The sequence below is a fragment of the Nocardia sp. 2TAF39 genome, assembly GCF_052114905.1.
In the GTDB taxonomy this organism is placed as follows: domain Bacteria; phylum Actinomycetota; class Actinomycetes; order Mycobacteriales; family Mycobacteriaceae; genus Nocardia.
On record NZ_JBFRFQ010000019.1, the window covers coordinates 1 to 17,385 of the forward strand.

At 66.6% G+C, this 17,385-nt stretch carries 19 protein-coding genes and 1 pseudogene; 10 read left to right on the forward strand and 10 right to left on the reverse strand.

All coding sequences use genetic code 11. The features are described 5' to 3' along the window. Positions 1–302: 302 nt before the first annotated feature. Positions 303–671 carry a MerR family transcriptional regulator gene (locus tag AB4Z47_RS14380; protein WP_441951068.1) on the reverse strand — a complete coding sequence of 123 codons (369 nt, stop codon included), beginning with the start codon at positions 669–671 and terminating at the stop codon, positions 303–305. 65 nt (positions 672–736) lie between these two features. Between AB4Z47_RS14380 and AB4Z47_RS14385 the strand changes: the two genes are divergently transcribed. Beyond that, positions 737–1,849, forward strand: coding sequence for an alkene reductase (locus AB4Z47_RS14385; protein ID WP_441951070.1), 1,113 nt, complete (start codon positions 737–739; stop codon positions 1,847–1,849). A gap of 8 nt (positions 1,850–1,857) precedes the next feature. On the opposite strand, the gene AB4Z47_RS14390 is transcribed toward AB4Z47_RS14385, so the two are convergent. Together AB4Z47_RS14390 and AB4Z47_RS14395 are read right to left on the reverse strand one after the other, a co-directional pair. Beyond that, complete coding sequence (locus AB4Z47_RS14390) at positions 1,858–2,493, reverse strand: DUF1707 SHOCT-like domain-containing protein (protein ID WP_441951234.1); 636 nt, start codon at positions 2,491–2,493, stop codon at positions 1,858–1,860. An 84-nt stretch (positions 2,494–2,577) separates the two neighbouring features. After that, on the reverse strand, positions 2,578–3,864 hold the full coding sequence (locus AB4Z47_RS14395) for an AI-2E family transporter (protein ID WP_441951071.1): 1,287 nt from the start codon (positions 3,862–3,864) through the stop codon (positions 2,578–2,580). Positions 3,865–4,031: 167 nt separating this feature from the next. Here AB4Z47_RS14395 and AB4Z47_RS14400 point away from each other — a divergent pair, with 167 nt between their 5' ends. The 3 genes from AB4Z47_RS14400 to AB4Z47_RS14410 all read left to right on the forward strand — a co-directional run bounded on the left by AB4Z47_RS14400 (position 4,032) and on the right by AB4Z47_RS14410 (position 7,118). Beyond that, on the forward strand, positions 4,032–5,552 hold the full coding sequence (locus AB4Z47_RS14400; RefSeq protein WP_441951235.1) for an adenylate/guanylate cyclase domain-containing protein: 1,521 nt from the start codon (positions 4,032–4,034) through the stop codon (positions 5,550–5,552). 4 nt (positions 5,553–5,556) lie between these two features. Then, entirely contained in the window at positions 5,557–6,645 is a 1,089-nt protein-coding gene (locus AB4Z47_RS14405; RefSeq protein ID WP_441951073.1) for a lysylphosphatidylglycerol synthase transmembrane domain-containing protein, read from the forward strand. 98 nt (positions 6,646–6,743) lie between these two features. Beyond that, the gene (locus AB4Z47_RS14410) at positions 6,744–7,118 is read left to right on the forward strand and encodes a DUF3054 domain-containing protein (RefSeq protein ID WP_441951074.1); all 375 of its coding nucleotides are present in this window, start codon (positions 6,744–6,746) and stop codon (positions 7,116–7,118) included. On the opposite strand, the gene AB4Z47_RS14415 is transcribed toward AB4Z47_RS14410, so the two are convergent. Beyond that, positions 7,119–8,747, reverse strand: coding sequence for an NTF2-like N-terminal transpeptidase domain-containing protein (locus tag AB4Z47_RS14415; protein ID WP_441951075.1), 1,629 nt, complete (start codon positions 8,745–8,747; stop codon positions 7,119–7,121). It lies immediately after the preceding gene. Between the two features lie 413 nt (positions 8,748–9,160). Here AB4Z47_RS14415 and AB4Z47_RS14420 point away from each other — a divergent pair, with 413 nt between their 5' ends. Further along, positions 9,161–9,766: a hypothetical protein gene (locus tag AB4Z47_RS14420; protein WP_441951077.1), complete on the forward strand. Its 606-nt coding sequence runs from the start codon at positions 9,161–9,163 to the stop codon at positions 9,764–9,766. A 25-nt stretch (positions 9,767–9,791) separates the two neighbouring features. Continuing rightward, positions 9,792–10,247, forward strand: coding sequence for a type II 3-dehydroquinate dehydratase (aroQ, locus tag AB4Z47_RS14425; protein WP_441951079.1), 456 nt, complete (start codon positions 9,792–9,794; stop codon positions 10,245–10,247). Positions 10,248–10,293: 46 nt separating this feature from the next. Here the strand turns inward: aroQ and AB4Z47_RS14430 are convergent, their stop codons facing one another. Next, positions 10,294–10,740 carry a nitroreductase family deazaflavin-dependent oxidoreductase gene (locus tag AB4Z47_RS14430; protein ID WP_441951080.1) on the reverse strand — a complete coding sequence of 149 codons (447 nt, stop codon included), beginning with the start codon at positions 10,738–10,740 and terminating at the stop codon, positions 10,294–10,296. A 177-nt stretch (positions 10,741–10,917) separates the two neighbouring features. Continuing rightward, positions 10,918–11,367, reverse strand: coding sequence for a MarR family winged helix-turn-helix transcriptional regulator (locus AB4Z47_RS14435; protein ID WP_441951082.1), 450 nt, complete (start codon positions 11,365–11,367; stop codon positions 10,918–10,920). A 91-nt stretch (positions 11,368–11,458) separates the two neighbouring features. Here AB4Z47_RS14435 and AB4Z47_RS14440 point away from each other — a divergent pair, with 91 nt between their 5' ends. Then, on the forward strand, positions 11,459–12,310 hold the full coding sequence (locus tag AB4Z47_RS14440) for an NAD(P)H-binding protein (protein WP_441951083.1): 852 nt from the start codon (positions 11,459–11,461) through the stop codon (positions 12,308–12,310). Positions 12,311–12,521: 211 nt separating this feature from the next. On the opposite strand, the pseudogene AB4Z47_RS14445 reads toward AB4Z47_RS14440, so the two are convergent. Then, positions 12,522–12,710: pseudogene (locus tag AB4Z47_RS14445) on the reverse strand (DUF1348 family protein); the annotation flags it as partial. Between the two features lie 413 nt (positions 12,711–13,123). Next, positions 13,124–13,804 carry a hypothetical protein gene (locus AB4Z47_RS14450; RefSeq protein WP_441951085.1) on the reverse strand — a complete coding sequence of 227 codons (681 nt, stop codon included), beginning with the start codon at positions 13,802–13,804 and terminating at the stop codon, positions 13,124–13,126. Between the two features lie 121 nt (positions 13,805–13,925). Between AB4Z47_RS14450 and AB4Z47_RS14455 the strand changes: the two genes are divergently transcribed. Both AB4Z47_RS14455 and AB4Z47_RS14460 read left to right on the forward strand, forming a co-directional pair. Next, positions 13,926–14,186 carry a hypothetical protein gene (locus AB4Z47_RS14455; protein ID WP_441951087.1) on the forward strand — a complete coding sequence of 87 codons (261 nt, stop codon included), beginning with the start codon at positions 13,926–13,928 and terminating at the stop codon, positions 14,184–14,186. Between the two features lie 5 nt (positions 14,187–14,191). Beyond that, the gene (locus tag AB4Z47_RS14460; RefSeq protein WP_441951088.1) at positions 14,192–14,545 is read left to right on the forward strand and encodes a transposase; all 354 of its coding nucleotides are present in this window, start codon (positions 14,192–14,194) and stop codon (positions 14,543–14,545) included. 333 nt (positions 14,546–14,878) lie between these two features. On the opposite strand, the gene AB4Z47_RS14465 is transcribed toward AB4Z47_RS14460, so the two are convergent. Beyond that, on the reverse strand, positions 14,879–15,754 hold the full coding sequence (locus AB4Z47_RS14465) for an NAD(P)-dependent oxidoreductase (RefSeq protein WP_441951089.1): 876 nt from the start codon (positions 15,752–15,754) through the stop codon (positions 14,879–14,881). Between the two features lie 142 nt (positions 15,755–15,896). Here AB4Z47_RS14465 and AB4Z47_RS14470 point away from each other — a divergent pair, with 142 nt between their 5' ends. Further along, the gene (locus AB4Z47_RS14470; protein ID WP_441951090.1) at positions 15,897–16,247 is read left to right on the forward strand and encodes a winged helix-turn-helix transcriptional regulator; all 351 of its coding nucleotides are present in this window, start codon (positions 15,897–15,899) and stop codon (positions 16,245–16,247) included. Here AB4Z47_RS14470 and AB4Z47_RS14475 read toward each other — a convergent pair. Then, positions 16,244–17,368: a glycerate kinase gene (locus AB4Z47_RS14475; protein WP_441951092.1), complete on the reverse strand. Its 1,125-nt coding sequence runs from the start codon at positions 17,366–17,368 to the stop codon at positions 16,244–16,246. The two genes, AB4Z47_RS14470 and AB4Z47_RS14475, sit on opposite strands and share 4 nt — an antisense overlap. Positions 17,369–17,385: the final 17 nt, after the last annotated feature.

Here is a 17,385-nt window from a genome sequence, read left to right on the forward strand (position 1 = left end):
AACCCGGCACGCCGAAGACGATCCAACCCCCGCGTCGTCAAACGCAAAATCCTCAAATGGGCAGCAAAACGCACCCATCACACCCAGCACCCGCAACCGACTCACGACCCGAAACTCACAATCAACGGACCTTAACTGAACGGTATTGATGCTAGCCGCGATCCACTGCACCTCGCCTGTGGCCGCCGCCATTCCGTGCAGGCGGCGCGCGCACCAGAGGGCCGACGCGACCACCACTCCCACCGACTTTCAGCGCGACCGTCGGGTGCCGCTGCGCGCGTTCGCACGGTGCACCGGGGCACCTAGACCGCGCTGCGGTCAGCCGCCCGACCGATCACCTCATCGAGCACTTCGCGCGAGCGAACGAGATCGGCGATGGTGCGGGTGATGCGATCCCGTTCGGTCTCCAGCTCGGCCACCAGCTTCGGGGTGGCGTACTCGTTGGGGCCGCCGTCCGCGTCCCGCATACACGGCAGAATCCGTGCGATCTTCTTGCTGGTGAGGCCCGCCGCGAGCAACTCCTGAATGTGGATGACCCGATCCACCGCCCGTTCCGGGTAGTCGCGATGGCCGCCGGGCGTGCGGTCGGACACCAGCATCCCCTGTTCCTCGTAGTAGCGCAGCGACCGCTCGCTGACGCCGGTGCGTGCGGCAAGCTCCCCGATTCGCATCTCCCACCACGCCTTTCACGTTCCGGCTTGAACCTCACATTGATGTGAAGTTTTACCATACCCGCATGACGAACGCAGTAGCCACCGATCTCTTCCAGCCCGCCAGGCTCGGCCGACTCGATCTGCCTTCGCGCCTGGTGATGGCCCCGATGACCCGCAACCGCGCCGCAGCGGACGGCACCCCGACTCCGCTCATGGCCGCGTACTACGCACAGCGCTCCACCGCCGGCCTCATCATCGCCGAGGCAGCCACCCCGAACCGGGTCGGTCAGACCTACCCCAACATTCCCGCTATTCACGCCGACGCACACGTCGCGGGCTGGCGCGCGGTCACCGACGCCGTCGCCGCGGCGGGCGGGCGGATGTTCCTGCAAGTCCAGCATGGCGGCCGGGTCGGCCATCCGGACAACAGCGGGCTGACTCCGGTCGCGCCCTCGCCGATCCCACTGCCCGACCCGGTCCACACCCCCACCGGGCAGCAGGACGCGGTCGTCCCGCACGAGTTGTCGGTCGCCGAGATCCATTCCACGATCGCCGATTTCGCGGACGCCGCGCGCAATGCCATCGCAGCCGGGTTCGCCGGAGTGGAAGTGCACAGCGCGAACGGCTATCTGCTGCACCAGTTTCTGGCGCAGAACACCAATCACCGTACCGACACCTACGGTGGATCCGTGGCCAATCGCCTCCGTTTCACTGTCGAGGTAGTCGATGCGGTCGCCGCCGCGATCGGTCCAGAGCGCGTCGGCGTACGGATCTCCCCCGGAGTCACCGTCAACGGCATCGACGAGGGCGACACCGACGACCTCTACCCCGCTCTCGTCTCGGCGCTCGCCGGCAAGGACCTCGCCTACCTGCACTACGTCTTCGCCGATCCGGATCAGCCGCTTTTCCAGCGCATCCGGACGCTCTGGCCGGGCGCCCTGATCGCCAACCCGAATCTGGGCTGGGGCGTCCCGCTCCCCGAGGACGGCGGCAAACAGGCCGCCGAACGCCTGCTCGCCGCGGGCGCCGACCTGGTCTCGTTGGGCCGTTCCTTCCTGGCCAACCCCGACCTGGTCGAGCGGCTGCGGAGGGGTGCGCCTTTGAACCCGGTCCGCGACGCGCACCTGATGTACGTCGGCGGCCCCGAGGGCTACACCGACTATCCGACGCTCGGCGCGGAACGGACAGCCGGGTGAACTCCGGCTCAGCGCCCCATCAAACGGCGCCAGTGCGCGATGAACGGATGCTTGGCGGTCACCGACCCGAAACGCATCCGACCGTGCACCACCAGGTGCAGCTGCCCCAGCGGCGGTCCGGTGCGGACCTTGTTGTTCACACTGGAGCCGAGCAGGTCCAGACCGTTGAGGTCGACCGTCGCCGCCGCGGGCACGATCAGGTTGAGCGAACTGCAGTAGTCGTCGACGCGCAGCTCGACGACCTGGGTGCACATGATCGCCTCGGTGAAGTCCAAGGTGACGCCGGAAAGCCAGGTGTTCAGGTACAGCGAGGGCGCCACCTGCCACGGGCCGCGCCGGTTCACTCCGGACATACGCGCACGGATCACGCCACCCGCGTGCACGCTCGCGGGCTGGTTCTTGACCAGCGACGGTGAAGTGTTCACGAAGGTCGGGGCCGGTACGACGGGCCGGCCGACCAGGCGGACGCCGGGCAGATCGATGAGCACGGCGTTCAGTTCCCCACGGGTCTTGGCGACCAGCGCGGTGTCCATCCGCTCGGTGAACTCGCCGAGCGAGAGCATGCCGAGCCCGACGGCGCGCTGCAGCAGTTGACCGACGTGTTCGCGCTCCGCGTCTGATACGCGCAGTTCCCGGTCGCCCACCCCGCCGCCGGAGCCGACCGCATTGGATACCGATTCGAGGCCGCCCATGCTGTCGAGGTTACCGAGCGTCCGGCTCCGGACACATCAGGGCGATCCCCGATTCACGGCTGACGCGCCGTCATCGGGTTCCGGACCGGTGGAGCCGGATTCCGCCTTCTTCTCCGCGGCCTCGACCAGCGTCGCGGCCACGTCGAACCGGCCGGGATCGGGTTGATCTGGTTCGGCCGAATACAGCTTGCGGTATTCGTCGCCGGTCTGCAGTTCCTCGAACAGCTCCTCGGGACTGTCCGCGAGCAACGACCGGATCGCCGTGTTCATCACCGCGACGAACGGCACGGCAAGCAGACCACCCGCGATCCCGCCGAGCACCACGCCCGCGGTGATCGCCAGCACCACGGCGAGCGGATGGATGCTGACCGCCCGGCCGAGCAGCAGCGGCTGCAGCACGTGGCCCTCGAGCTGCATCACCGCGATGATGATGCCGAGCACGATCAGGGCGGTGACCAGGCCCTTGGTCACAAGCGCGATGAACACCGCGATGAACCCGGCGAGGAAAGCACCGATGATCGGGATGAACGCGCCGATGAACACCAGCGAGGCCAGCGGAAGCGCCAGCGGCACACCGAGAATGCCGAGCCCCGCACCGATGCCGATGGCGTCCACTGCCGCGACCGCCACGGTCGCGCGGACGAACCCGACCAGCGTCCCGAACCCGAGCTGCCCCGCGGTGCGCACCCGCTCCCGCTGCCCGGTAGGAATGATCCTCGTGACGAACCGCCAGATCTGATCGCCGCTGTAGAGAAAGAAGATGAGGATGAACAGTGTCAGAAAAATACCGGTGAGCAATTCGCCGATGACGGTCGCGGTGGTGAGCGCCCCGCTGGTCAGGCTGTCCTGATTGGACTGGATGGCCTTGACGATGGTGTCGCCGGCGTTGCGAATTTGCTCGTTGCTCAGTTGCAGCGGCCCGCTGATCAGCCAGTCCTGGATCTGATGGATGCTGTGGGTGAACTCGTCGGTCAGCTGCGGCACACCGGCGACGAACTGCTCGACGACGAAGGTCATGATCCCCGCGACCACACCGAGCGACCCGACCAGCGCGACGAAGACCCCCACCGCGCGAGGCACCCCCAGCCGCTGCATCCAATCCACCAGCGGTGCGAGCAGCGCGGCCGCGAGCAGCGCGATGGCGAGCGGGATGACCACCGTGGCCAGTCTTTGCACGATCGTCGCGAGCGTGATCGCCAGCGCGAACAGCACCAGCAGCCGCCAGCCCCACTCCGCCGAGACGCGCACGATCGGATGCACCGCTTCCGCGGCAGGCCCCGCCAGGCCGCCCTTCCGCGCTGAACTTGACTTCGGGTCGGTCATCTCCGTGAGCCTAACGGGCGCAGCCGGACTCTGTCCGCCGGCAGCCGCGCGGGGCCGAGCGAAGGCGCGGCAGCGCCTGATGGGCGTCCAGCGCCGCGAACATACTCACATGATCGAAACGCTAGATTGGTCTCGTGTCGGCGCCTTTGGAAGCGGTCAAACAGACCATGCGAACGCGCTGGCCGCTGTACCTGACATCGATGCTGCTTGCGAATGCTTTCGGCGCAGTTCTGGTGTGGGCGTTCATCCAATACGGGCTGCCGGTCCCCGAGGGTGAGGCCTCTGGTGCCAGGCGCACCGGCCTGCTGATCCCAGCCCTGGTCTTCGCGACCGGCGGCCTGCTCAGCATGGCTGCTTCCGCGCTGATGCTGCGTCCGGTGATGCGCTGGCAGATGCGCGGCGGACCGCCCAGCCGCCAAGAGCAGATGGCCGCGCTGCACGCTCCGCTACGCCAGGCGATCCTGCATCTGGCACTGTGGCTGATCGGCGGTGCGATCCTCGCGGCGGTGATCATCAAGGACACCCCCGCGCTGGCGGGCGCGGTCATCATCACCGAATGCATGGCCGCCACCATCGTGTTCGGCTTCACCTACATGCTGGGCGAACGCATCCTGCGCCCGGTCGCGGCCCAGGCGCTGACCGAGGGGATCTTCGACCACACCCTCACCCCGGGCGTCGGCACCAGGATGGCGATGACCTGGGGCATGGGTACCTTCGCTCCGACCATCGCCATCGTGCTGCTGTGCGTCACCCAGATCTCCTCGGAGGTGAAGTTCTCCGCGCAGTCGCTGGCCATCTCCATCCTGCTGCTGTGTGGCGTGGTGATCATGCAGGCCCTCGCGCTGTCCATGCTCACCGGCTCCAGTATCTCCGACCCGGTACGCCAGCTCAGCCAGGCCATCGACCGGGTGCAGGGGGGCGCACGCGACGTGCAGGTCGAGGTCTTCGACGGCAGCGAGATCGGGCTGCTGCAGGTCGGCTTCAACCGGATGATGGAAGAGGCCGCCAAGCGCCGTCAGCTGCAGGAGTTGTTCGGCCAGCATGTCGGCGAGGAAGTGGCGCAGCGCGCGCTCGACTACGGCACCGAACTCGGCGGCGAGACCCGTTTCGTCGCGGTGCTGTTCGTCGACATGGTCGGTTCCACCGCGACGGCTGCCGAGCGCCCACCCACCGAGGTGGTGAGCCTGCTCAACGAGTTCTTCCGCATTGTGGTCGATGTGATCGACCGACACAACGGCTTCGTGAACAAGTTCGTCGGTGACGCGGCTCTGGCCATCTTCGGCGCGCCGCTGGACCGGCCGGACGCGCCGACCGCCGCGCTGGCCGCCGCGCGCGAACTGCGCGAAACTCTGCGGGAAGTTCCGGGTCTCGATATCGGAATCGGTGTTTCGGCCGGTCTTGCCGTCGCTGGAAATATCGGTGCCGCAAACCGTTTCGAATACACCGTGATCGGAGACCCGGTCAACGAGGCGTCCCGACTCACCGAACTGGCCAAGGACCGGCCCGGCCGGACACTTGCCTCAGGCAGCGCACTGTATTTCGCCGATGAAAGCGAGCAGGACCAGTGGGAGACCGGCGACGAGGTGCAGCTGCGTGGCAGGCGCAGAAAAACGCTGTTGGCCTGGCCGAAAGAAGGGGCCGACGCGCGCGACGATGCAGACGTCGAATCGGTGCGTTCGTTAGGCTGACGGCGTGACGGCCAACGGGGAACTGGCAGGACAACCTGCGCCGCCGCCCACGGCGGATTCCCGCCGTGGCAAATTCTGGTGGCTCAAATGGCTGCTCGGGGTCGCCCTGCTGGCGTTGCTCATCGCCGAGGGCGTGTATCTCTGGCCGCGCCTGCACGAATCCTGGCGAAAGCTCACCGAGATACATTGGGGCTGGGTAGCGGCCTGTATCTGGATGCAGGCGTTGTCGATGAGCGGTTTCGCGAGGGTGCAGAAACAACTGCTCAACGCGGGCGGCGTCGCCGTCAGCCAGCGCAAATCCGTCGCGGTGGTCTACGGCGCGACCGCCATGTCGGTGACCCTGCCCGCGGGCCAGGTGTTCTCCACCGCCTTCACTTATCGGCAGACCAGGCGCTGGGGCGCGAGCCCGATCGTCGCGTCATGGCAGCTGGTCTTCTCCGGCGTGGTCGCCGCGGTGGGTCTGGCGCTGCTCGGCGTGGGCGGAACGCTGCTGGCCGGTGGCCGGGTCGGCCCGTTCAAGCTGATCCTCTCGCTGGCCGCCGTCGCCGCGCTGGTCTGGGCGGGCAACTATGTGTCGCACCATCCCGGCTCGCTGGACACGCTGCTGCGCAGATTACTCACGCTGGCCAACCGGTTGCGCAAGCGCCCGCCGGACCAGGGCGCCGGCAAGATCGCCGATGTGCTCGGCCAGCTGGAATCGGTCGACCTCGGCAAGCGTGACGGCGCATGGGTCACCGTGTGGGCGCTGGTGCACCGGTTCGCCGACGTAGCCTGCCTCGGTGCGGCGTGTTACGCGGTGGGCGCCGACCCGCGGGTCGCCGGACTGCTGCTCGCGTTCACCGTGGGCAAGGCGGTCGGCTCGATTCCGTTCGCGCCCGGCGGCATCGTCTATGTCGACGCGACGCTGATATACGGCCTCACCGCGGCCGCCGGACTGCCCGCCGCACAGGCAGTCGCCGCGGCGTTCGTGTACCGGCTGGTGAGCTTCATCCTGGTCGCTATAGTCGGCTGGATCGTCTTCCTGTTCCGGTTCCGCACTCGGCAGGCCGACGACGCCGAGTTCGAAAAGGAATTCGAGCAGCGGCGACTGTAATCTGATGCGGCAGCGTTTCGGCGATCGACCACCGGCGAGCAAGCCCCCGCGACCGTGTCGGCGGGTGCGGTTCCGGTGCGCCCACTACGCTTTCCCGCGTGAGGAAACTGGTGCCGCTGGTGGCGGACGCGCTACTCGTCTCCCTCTTCTGTGTGATCGGCAGGCACAGCCACGACGAAGCGGTACTCGCCGGACTGCTGCGGACCCTGTGGCCCTTCGCGATCGGACTCGCGGCCGGCTGGACCGCCGCCGCCGCGGTCGGCCGACAAATCGGCAAGGTCGACCGTGAGCGGTTCGACGGCATTGCCCCGTGGCCCACGGGGGTCCTCGTCTGGCTCGGCACCCTCGGCGGCGGCATGCTGCTGCGTGTGGTCAGTGGTCAGGGAACAGCACTCGGTTTCGTGCTGGTCGCGAGCGCGGTGCTCGCACTGTTCCTGCTCGGCTGGCGCGCGGCGATCAAAGCCTTGAGCTGATCAGGGTTCCGGGGTAGCCAGCGCCTGCAGCATCCTGGCCGCCATGCGGGCCGTCGCGTCGCCGCTGTCCACGTCGCTGATGTGGATCGCGAAGGCCAGGTCGCCCATGGTCCCGATGAGCCAGCCGTCCTGGCCTGCGGTCGCGGCGAACGCGTTGACGTCCCGGTAGCGCCGCACGCTTGCGAGTTCGGGCACGTTCGTCGAGTCGCGCAGTCTTCCACGCAGCCGGTCGGTGGCCTCGGGCGACAGCGGACCGAGCTGGGCGTCGGTGGTGCTCGGCCGGGCGACCTCGATCATCGGCGGCGGCACCGAGCCGCGCGCGACGGCTGCCGCGGCGATCGCCATTCCGAACGGGCTGGCCAGCACCGCGTCCGAACCACCGCCCTGGCGCACTTGCTCGGCGCTGCGTCCCGCGATCGCGAGTCTGCCGGTCACCTCATCGAGACCGGGCACTTTGAAGTCGATGCCGACCCCGAGGGTGGTCGCCGCCTCGGCCGCGTCCTGCACCGAGACGTCCTGCGGCGGCTTCCCTTTTGCCACTGCGGCGACGAGACGGAACAACTCGATGTTCCCGCCGACCGGGTAGAGCCCGGTGAACGCCACCGGACCGTGCTCGGTGGCGTAACTGTTCTGCGCGACCGCCACCACCGCGCCGCTGGAGGGCTGGATCGCCACGATCGAGGCGGGTGTACCCACGCTGACCACCGCGTCCTCGGCAGCGCGCTGCAGGCGCTGGTCCATGGTGCCCGCGATATCCGGCCCCGGTGGGCCCTGCTGGCCGGCGAGCTGACCGACGAACCGTCCGTCCTGCTCGAAAAGTTGGACACCCCACCCGGAGTGCGCCTCCTGGCTGTCCTGCTGCACCTTGCGCAGCGCGTCCAGCATCGGCGACCAGACCCGGCGGTCGGCGGAGATCAGCCGCGGCTGCTTCTCCATGACCACGCCGGGAATCGGGGCCATCCGCGGTTCCAGGATGGCGAAATCGCCCTCGCGCAGATTCACCGCGACCACCGGTTTGCCCTGCGAGGCGGCCAGTTGTTGCATGAGCGATGCCCCGGTGATCAGCGGCGCCACCGGCTCGATGGCCTTGGCCAGCGCGTCGGTAGAGGCGACCAGGTCCGGCGTCTTCGCGGGGTCGAGCTTGATCACATTGATGGTCTGCTCGGTCATCAGCGGCTCACCGGCGATGTCGTTGACCCGAGGCGCGGGCGACGGCAGCGTCCGCACCAGCTGGACGGTGCGATTGTGCGAAAGCTGCGGCATGGCGAGCGTGGGCTCCCAGGAGATCCGCCAGCCGATGGCCAGCTTGCGGACGTTGCCCTGCAGGCTGTAGTTCCAGGTCTTCTGCTCTCCGAAGCTCCAGTCGACGTCCATGCTGAAGATCGCGGACTGGGCATCGAGCCCGATGAATTGGGTCTTCCGGTAGTCGACCTTGCCCGGATGGAGGCCCTCAAACATTTGCTTCAATGTTGCTGAGGCCGCCGTGGGGTACGACGTCAGGTCCGCCGCCTTGGCGTAATCCTGATCGTCGAGCAGATCGGTGAAGCGTTCGACAACGGTCTCGGCTTCACTCTGCTTCTCGTGTATCCCGCACGAGCCGATCCCGATCGCGAGCGATGCCACCCCCATGAGTGCCATTGCGCCCCGAACGCGAAAGCGGCGAGATCCCCACACATCCATATCGCCCACTCTTCACTCTTGTCACTCCAGTAACAAGACCACCGTACCTGAAAATACCTGTCCGTTTCGCCTCCGTCATCCGGACGTTATCCATGCTCAGCATCCCAATTGTGTCCGAAACCTTCCATCTCGGGAGACCGTTCACGATCTTGTCCACCTACCCGGCGCCGCTACCGTACCGGCCTTCGCGCGAAGTCGTGCAGTTACTCAGGCCGTGTCTTCGGGGGTACCCCGACCGCGCCGTTCCAAGCGCCGCAGTCGAGGACCGCATCCTGTTCGCGCAGGGCGGAACCACAGGTGTGCCTTGCGACGTAATCTTGTAATCAATGGAAGCGCAACATCACAGTAAGTAGGTGATCCTCATGAGAAACGCACACCGAGGACGGGGTTTCGGGCGCCCAGGAGGCTGGCAACAGGCCGACCTTCCGGATCCAGCAGATGTGCCCGACTGGTTCGCCGGACGGTTGCCAAACGACTGGTTCACCGGTCCGCCAGTCATCGAGGTGGACCGGGACGAGATCGTCGTCATAGGCGAGTTGCCGATCCCGCAACCCGAGAAGCCACCGGCCGCCGACGAGGGCGACGCGGAAGCGCCGACCGACGAAGTTCCGCGCGCGACCAAAGAGGGCGCTGTCGCCCGGTTCCGCGAGTCCACCCGCCCGGCCCGCATGCAGATCGCGAACGAGGCGCAGCACCGCTACCGACGCAATGTCGCCTGGGGCGTCTCGGTGGACGGGGAACGGATCATGTTCACCCACCTGGCCGTTCCCGTCATGACCCGGCTGCGTCAGCCGGAACGAAAGGTACTCGACACCCTGGTCGACGCGGGCGTTGCCCGCTCCCGCGCCGACGCGCTGGCCTGGACCGTGAAACTGGCGGGCAAACACGCGGAGTCGTGGCTGGCGGAGTTGCGCGACGCGATGCGCAAAGTGGACGACCTACGTTCGGAAGGGCCGCAGGGGCTGTAGGTCGGGCGGGTCTAGTGTTGCGTGCATGGCTGCGACTGTCGACGCGACCCCGGGCCCGATCCTCGTCCTCAACGGCCCTAATCTGAACATGCTCGGCACCCGTCAGCCGGAGGTGTACGGGTCGGCGACGCTGGACGACGTCGTGGAATTGTGCAAGCAGACCGCTGCGAGATTCGACAGGGAGATCGTCGCCTTCCAGTCCAATTCCGAGGGGGCGCTGATCGATCGAATCCATCAGGCGCGCGGCGCCGAGTCGGGCATCGTCATCAACCCCGGCGGCTTCACCCACACCTCGGTGGCGCTGCGAGACGCACTGGTGATTCCGGAGCTCCCCATCATCGAGGTGCACATCAGCAACGTGCACGCGCGAGAGGAGTTCCGGCACCACTCCTACATCTCCCCGATCGCCACCGCGGTGGTCGCGGGGATGGGAATCCAGGGTTACGCCGCCGCGATCGAATTCCTCGCCCGCTCGGCGTGAGCCGGTCGAGTTCGCCTCGATCGGGCTTGACGACTCCGGCGATTCGTCACTTGATCTGGAACACCGGAAAGCCGGGCGCGATGGCGGCAAGCTCCCCGTCGGTGGCGTTTTTGGTCACGCCCTCGAAGAACTTGCCGACCTCCCAGCCCCACTTCTGCAGGTAAAGCCGCAGCAGCGGCACCTTGTCGGCGTCGGCGACCTCGGCGGCGGTGAACGCCTCGACCTTGCGACCGAGCCGCAGCTCGCCGCCGCCCGCCGCACGCAGGTTACGCACCCACTGTGTGTGCCCACGCGGTGCGACAAGGAAGCGGGCGCCATCCTCCCGCACCATCAGGTTGACCATCGTGGTCCGCCACTCGCCACTCTTGCGTCCGCGAACCGCGAGCAGGCGCGATCCCATCACGCTGATCCCGAGCCTGGGCAGCAGGTTAGCGATCCGGTTCGTGATCGGATCGATGCCAGAGGGGCCGATGTAGCGGGTGCCGAGATCCATGACTTACTCCTTGTTGTGAGCACTGCTCTCTATAGAGAGAGATGTTCCACAGATCCCGACCCAAAGTCAAGAGCACCGCTCTCACTTCTTCCGACCATGCATCACCTCCGACGAGAGGCGCACCACGGAGGCCTTTCGCGCACCCCACCTCCGCCATGCGCCATTTGCACGAATTCTTCAGTGGCTATCGGCGGATCCGGTTGCCGTGGCCAGGATTTCGGTGGCGGCGCGGTGAATCTTCGCCAAGGCGGTAAACAGGTGCTTGCGTTCGGTCGAAGTGAGGCCTGCGGTGAGAAGGTCCTCGAGGGATTGGCGTTCCGCTTGAATCGGGCGACGGAGGCGACGGCCTGCGTCACTGAGCCATAGGCGGACCAGGCGGTTGTCATTGTCGTCGCGGCGGCGTTCGAGGAGTCCGGCATCGGCCATGCGGGTGGCCATCTTGACCACGGTGGGCGTGGTGACGTTCAAAGCGGCGGCCACCTCCCCGGGCGTCCGGCCGTCGCGCTCCCACAGCACCGCCAGCAGATGATCCTGGCCGAGGTGCAGGCCATGACGGCGGACAGCGGCACCCGCAGCGGCGCGCACGACCTTGTTGGTCTTGCCGTGCAGGTCCAGAAACTCGGGCATCACGGACCCCCTCCAGGTCGATTGACGGCTAATCATTAGCCGGCTAATGTCCTTCACGATCACTAGACGGCAAATGAAATCTGGAGAAGCAATGCTACTGATCACCGGATCCACGGGGAACGTCGGCAGAGAACTCGCGCGGGAGCTGGACGCCAAGGGGGTGGAATTCCGGACCCTGGTTCGTGATCCGCTGCGCGCCGCAGGCCTACCGAACCGGACGCGGCCCGCAGTCGCCGATCTGGACCAACCATCGACGCTGACAACGGCTTTCGACGACGTCCACGCGTTGTTCCTGCTGACGCCAGGTATCGGTACCGCACATGCCCGGCACGCGATCGACGCCGCGCTGGCGGCCGGTGTACGCCGGATCGTGCATCTGTCCTCGACCAACGTTCTCGGCGATCCGATGCCCGCCATGGGTCGCTGGCATCACGAGCGAGAGGAACTGATCCGTGCGTCGGGCATCCCCGCGACGTTCCTACGCCCCGGCGGGTTCATGACCAACGCACTGGAATGGGTCGGCACCATCCGCGACGAGGGATACGTGCTCAACCCGATCGGTCCCGGCAGGCATGCGCCGATCGATCCGGCCGATATCGCCGCCGTCGCGGCGGTCGCCTTGACCGAGGACGGACACGAGGGCCACGAGTACATCCTCACGGGCGCTGAGGTGCTCACCGTCCCCGAGCAAGTCGAGATCTTGGCGAAGACGCTCGGCCGAACGATTGCCGTACGCGATGTCGCCAACGCGGAAGAGGCGGTTCGTGCCCGCTTCCCCAGCGGCGCGCCAAAGGTCCTGGCGGATGCCATTGTCGAAGGATTCGCCGTGATGCGAGCCGACACTGTGGGGCTGCGCACCGAAACGGTTGAGCGACTGACCGGCCGTACGCCGCGCACGTTCGCCGACTGGTGCACCCGCAACGTGGATGCGTTCCGGAACTGACCCGAGGGTCAACCGGTCTACGGTTTCAGCATTCCGAGCTCGGCCGCAGCAGCAGGCCGTAGCCGAATCGCCTGGCTCGTGTGCATCGGGCGCTTGCCAGAGTCACGATCTTCGCTCGCAGCTCGCCCCCTGACTTGTAGTCGTACGGGGCTCGTCGACCGCCCCAGCCCACCAGTCGGATTCGGCTAGATGAGTAATCGCCATTTCCTGCTCACTGGATCGGCAGCAGCAGTCCACGCTCGCGGGCAGGGCGAGGCCCGCGAATTCGCCGGTCGCTCTCGGTAATGGCGACGTCGTTGATGCTGGCCTCGCGGCGGCGCATGAGCCCGTCGTCGGTGAACTCCCACAATTCGTTGCCGTAACTGCGCCAGTACTGCCCGTCGCGGTCGTGGCACTCATATGTCACCACGGGAAACATACACCCTGCTATGTCACCATGCATCAGCAAGACCTTTGTGGACCGCGGACCAGGAGGACACCCGGTATCCGCCGGAGCGCGACCGTCGTGTTGCACGGGCGCATCGACGTGCCTACAGCAGCCAACGTACCTCGATAGTGATTGGTCGGTCGATCGAGTCCAACGCCGTAATGAATGACTCCTGGTCCTCAGATTGCCCACTGCGCTCACGAAACATACTGTTTCGCCGCTGATTACGCATGGAATCCTGGCGACGCGAGAGCGCACGACGCGGAGCCGCACGGAACTTCGGTAACCGATTTCGAGACGGCATGGCTCAAATGCTGGGCCGTACAGACGAAAATGGCTGGAAATCCGAAGTACATCAGAACTTCAGGCTAGCGGTTCGTCACCGGCTAGTGTTCTGCTCCGATGGGGTGGTCGGGCACTATCACCCGTTCTTCGCTGCTGTTGAAACAGAACCAATACCAGTCGCCGCTGAGGTGATGTAATGCGCCTGTCACGGGCTGGTGGCCAGAAAGATTGGCAAAGCCACTTCCCATCGAGCAATAGGCCACCATGGGGCCAGTCCTGAAGTAGACGTCGTCGCCGCGACGTTCCACACCGCGATCGCCGTTGAGTTCCACACCGCGAATGCGAAAAAGGCCAAGGCGGTCACCTTCGAACGTTCGTGGATCGACACCGGCGCGCACCTGCCGTGCAGCATCGTCGAATGCGTGCGCCGAGAAGTGCCAGCGCACAGCCATTGGCAGGTCTGCGCTCCATAAAATCGCAGTGAGCGCGATTATCAGTGCGGGAGCAACCAGGGGGCCGAGCTCAGCTACCCGAAGCCGCCGAGATCGGACTGCCATAATCGGGTAGACGATGACCACGCAGAACACCGCAACAACCATGAATGCCCACGCGAGGATCAAGAACGGCGACAACGACATCAGCTCGGCGCTCGCCGGCTTGCTCGCCGAGACGAGTATCCCAAGGCAAGCCACGACGGTGCAGACAAGCAGAAGATACCTGCGAAGCTGTGACCACAATCGTCGGTTCCCCGGTCGGCTGTCCTCGGTTTGCGCCGCGCTCATGCCGGGAGCCTAGACTCAGCAGTAGATCGTGACCAGGCGGGCGGCCCGATCACGATCGGGTTCTGGGTGTCGGCGTGTCGGTACCGGTGAAGGGTGGTTACCACGTAATCCTGTCGTATTTGTGTGTAAGACAACTGAATTCGCGGTGACCGCCGCGCACAGCGCGGCGGGTGACCGGTGGCAGGACGGCTTCGAGGACCTGATGGAGCGTGTGGTCGGGCGGTTCCGACGTGTCGAGACGCGCCGCACCGCACGGGACATGGTGGCCGGTCTGGTCTCGGAGCTGCCGGACAAGAACTGCTGGACACTGTCGGAACAGGCTGGCTACGACCACGTCGGATGCCGTGCAGCACTTGCTGTCTCGTGCCAGCTGGGACGCTGACGGGGGTGCGCGACGATCTGCGCGACTATGTCGTGGAACAGCTCGGCGATACCGACGTGATCCTCATCGTGGACGAAACCGGCGATCTCGAGAAGGCCACGGCCACCGTCGGTGTCCAGCGCCAGTACACCGGCACCGCAGGACGTTTCGAGAACTTGCAGGTAGCGGTGTTCTTGACCTATTCAACCCCGCACGGGCACACCTTCATCGATCGTGCCCTGTACCTGCCGAAGTCCTGGACCAGCGACCCTGGGCGATGTGCTCGGGCCGTGCCGGAATCGGTGGAGTTCGCGACCAAACCGCAACTGGCGCAGGCAATGATCACCCGCGCCTTGGACGCTGGCGTGGCCGCACCATGAGTGACCGGTGACGAGGCCTACGGCGCTGATCCGAAACTGCGGGCCGCTCTGGAGGCCCGCGGCATCGGATACGTGCTGGCCATCGCCTGCGACCGACGCGTCGGCATCGGCCCCGCCCGCGCAGACCGGCTCGCCGCTGGTCTGCCGGCCACCGTGTGGCAGCCGCTATCGGTTGGCGCCGGCACCAAAGTCCCCCGCATCTACGACTGGGCCTGGATCGGCATCGACGCCGACACCGAGGCACCGGGAGCCCGGTGGAGGCCGACACGAGGCGGCGGCGCGGTCGTCTTTTCCACCGCCACCTCTTGTCGAATCCAGCTGGGACTCTGGTGTTTACATGTCCCCGCGCATCAACGCATAGGTGGAGACCGCCGTACCCGCCTGCTCACTGGCGGCAATGGCCTTGCGCCAGAACGCCTGCGCCGTATGCGAGAAGGTGGCGTCGACGCCGACTTCCTCGCTCGCGTCGATGATGTGCTGGGCGCCGGCGTCCATCATCTTCAGGCTTGCCAGCGTGGCCCAGCCGCCATTCTGGTTGGCGACCGAGTGCTCCTCCATGAAGTAGGGGAATGCGGCGGCCGAGCGGATCGCGAACGGAATGAACCTCGCGATGTCGTGGCCGGAGCGATCGATCACCGCGGTCGCCTGGTCGAAGGCGAGCAGCCAAGGATGGAAGATGGTCAGCAGGGCCTGGTAGAAGACCTGCGCAAGACCGTCGTCGGCCCCGAGGTACTCCTGCGGGCTCAACGGGCGCAGCAGCTCGGCGTGCGCGTCGAACACCTCCTGTGGACCGCTGTAGAAGATGTACGACGCCGGGTGCGTGATGTTGTCACCCGCCGACATGACGCCGCCGGAGAGAAACTGTGCGCCGTGCGCGCGGACCCACTCCGCACCCTTTCGTGCCTTCTCGGGGGAATCCGAGGACAGGTTCGCGATCACCTTGCCCTTGAGGTGGTCGGTCACCTGGCCGAGCACGTCGTACATGGCGGCGTAGTGGGTGAGGCTGAGCACTGTGACCTCGTTGGCGTCGAGCGCGTCGGCAACGGTCGTGGCGCGCTTGGCACCGAGTTCGGCCATGGCGTCGATCTTGTCGGGGCTGCGGTTCCACACCGTCACCTCGACACCCGCGTCCAGGAAGGCTCGGACCATCGCCTGGCCCATCGGACCGAGACCGACGACGGAGACGGATCGGGGGGTCTGTTCGGACATGAGGTGTCCCTTCAGTTCTCGTTCGGTTGTTGTCGGCGCCGGGATCCATGGTCGTTGCCGCAGGTAGAGTCGGGAAGACCGAACGTCGGGGTGTGGTTGCTTACCTCGAGGTTCGACATGAGGTCAAAGGAGTGCGGTGGGCATGAGCAGTGACACGGATCACGATGTATGCGGCATGACGCTCGCGATCGATGTCGTCGGCGGCAAGTGGAAACTGCATCTGATGTGGGTGCTCGGCGCGGGCCCGCAGCGCTTCGGCCAGATCCGCCGCCTGCTCGACGGCGTCAGCGAGAAGGTTCTCACCGAAAACCTGCGCCAACTCGAGTCCAGCGGTGTAGTCCACCGCGAGGTCTACGCCGAGGTCCCTCCGCGCGTCGAATATTCCCTCACTCCACTCGGCGAGGAATTGGCAGTCGCCCTGCGTCCGCTCGAGGAGTGGGGCGAGCGGCATCGACACGAACTCGCCGCGAACCTCCTGGCGTCCGCGGGTTAGACCGGATTGTCGACCGCGATCCGCGCACCGATGCGCTCGAGCAGCGCCGCCGCGTCGGCCATCGAGCGGCCCGGATCGGATTCCAGGTCGGCGAGCGCATAACAGCGCGTGAAGCCCGCGTCCCGAACCTCTTGGGGCGCAAGCAAAGTACGGCCGACAACGGCAATCGCCGGGACGTCGGCGGCACGGGCCGCCGCGCATACGCCGACCGGCGCCTTGCCGTGCAGACTTTGCCGGTCCAGTGATCCCTCGCCGGTGATCACGAGGGCGGCGGCGGCGAGCAGCGCGGGAAAGTCGAGAAGTTCGAGCACGACTTCGATGCCGCTGCGCACCCGCGCGTCGAGCACTGCGAGTGCGCCGAAACCCGTTCCGCCCGCAGCGCCCGCGCCGGGATGGAGTGCGAAGTCGGGGCCTGCGACGCGCGCCCAGGTGGCGAGCGCGGATTCGAGGACATCGAGCTCGGCAGGGCCCGCGCCTTTCTGCGGTGCGTACACCGCGACGGCGCCGGTCGGCCCGAGCAACGGATTGTCGACGTCGCAGGCCAGGGTGAAGGTCGTGCCGGCGACCGCAGGATGCAGCCCGGAGCGGTCCACACGTGCGGCGCGTGCCAAAACGGCTCCGCCGGTGGGTAATTCCCGCCCGTCGGAGTCCAGGACGCGGACACCGAGCGCTTGCAGCATGCCCGCGCCGCCGTCGGTGGATGCGCTGCCGCCGAGACCGAGCACGATATCGGTGACGCCGTTGTCCATGGCATGCGCCAGGACTACGCCGAGCCCGTAAGTGCTCGAGTCGAGCGGATCGTGCCGCCCCCCGGGCAGTTTCGCCAGACCGACCACCGCGGCCAGTTCGACGACAGCGGTCGCTTCATGCCTCGCGTAGGCGGTGCGGCACAGCACACCGGTGGGCCCAGGAGCGGTCAGTTCGACCCGCGTCCAGCCCGCGGCGACGAACGCCTCGACCGTGCCATCACCGCCATCGGCGACCGGCACCTGCCGGATGTCGGCTTCCGGCACGACCCGCGCGAAACCCGCGGCAAGGGCCGCCGACACCTGCGGTGCGCTGAGCGATCCTTTGAATTTGTCCGGAGCGAGAATCACCCGGGGTGCGGACGTGCGCGTCATCCCCATATTGTCGGGTG

Excerpts from the sequence above, each read along its gene's own strand:
- AB4Z47_RS14440 (WP_441951083.1), top strand. The coding sequence starts at position 11,459 with ATGCTACTGATCACCGGATCCACGGGGAACGTCGGCAGAGAACTCGCG.
- AB4Z47_RS14435 (WP_441951082.1), bottom strand. The coding sequence starts at position 11,367 with ATGCCCGAGTTTCTGGACCTGCACGGCAAGACCAACAAGGTCGTGCGC.
- AB4Z47_RS14385 (WP_441951070.1), top strand. The coding sequence starts at position 737 with ATGACGAACGCAGTAGCCACCGATCTCTTCCAGCCCGCCAGGCTCGGC.
- AB4Z47_RS14470 (WP_441951090.1), top strand. The coding sequence starts at position 15,897 with ATGAGCAGTGACACGGATCACGATGTATGCGGCATGACGCTCGCGATC.
- AB4Z47_RS14475 (WP_441951092.1), bottom strand. The coding sequence starts at position 17,368 with ATGACGCGCACGTCCGCACCCCGGGTGATTCTCGCTCCGGACAAATTC.
- aroQ (WP_441951079.1), top strand. The coding sequence starts at position 9,792 with ATGGCTGCGACTGTCGACGCGACCCCGGGCCCGATCCTCGTCCTCAAC.
- AB4Z47_RS14450 (WP_441951085.1), bottom strand. The coding sequence starts at position 13,804 with ATGAGCGCGGCGCAAACCGAGGACAGCCGACCGGGGAACCGACGATTG.
- AB4Z47_RS14400 (WP_441951235.1), top strand. The coding sequence starts at position 4,032 with ATGCGAACGCGCTGGCCGCTGTACCTGACATCGATGCTGCTTGCGAAT.
- AB4Z47_RS14420 (WP_441951077.1), top strand. The coding sequence starts at position 9,161 with ATGAGAAACGCACACCGAGGACGGGGTTTCGGGCGCCCAGGAGGCTGG.
- AB4Z47_RS14380 (WP_441951068.1), bottom strand. The coding sequence starts at position 671 with ATGCGAATCGGGGAGCTTGCCGCACGCACCGGCGTCAGCGAGCGGTCG.
- AB4Z47_RS14395 (WP_441951071.1), bottom strand. The coding sequence starts at position 3,864 with ATGACCGACCCGAAGTCAAGTTCAGCGCGGAAGGGCGGCCTGGCGGGG.
- AB4Z47_RS14465 (WP_441951089.1), bottom strand. The coding sequence starts at position 15,754 with ATGTCCGAACAGACCCCCCGATCCGTCTCCGTCGTCGGTCTCGGTCCG.
- AB4Z47_RS14415 (WP_441951075.1), bottom strand. The coding sequence starts at position 8,747 with ATGGGGGTGGCATCGCTCGCGATCGGGATCGGCTCGTGCGGGATACAC.
- AB4Z47_RS14430 (WP_441951080.1), bottom strand. The coding sequence starts at position 10,740 with ATGGATCTCGGCACCCGCTACATCGGCCCCTCTGGCATCGATCCGATC.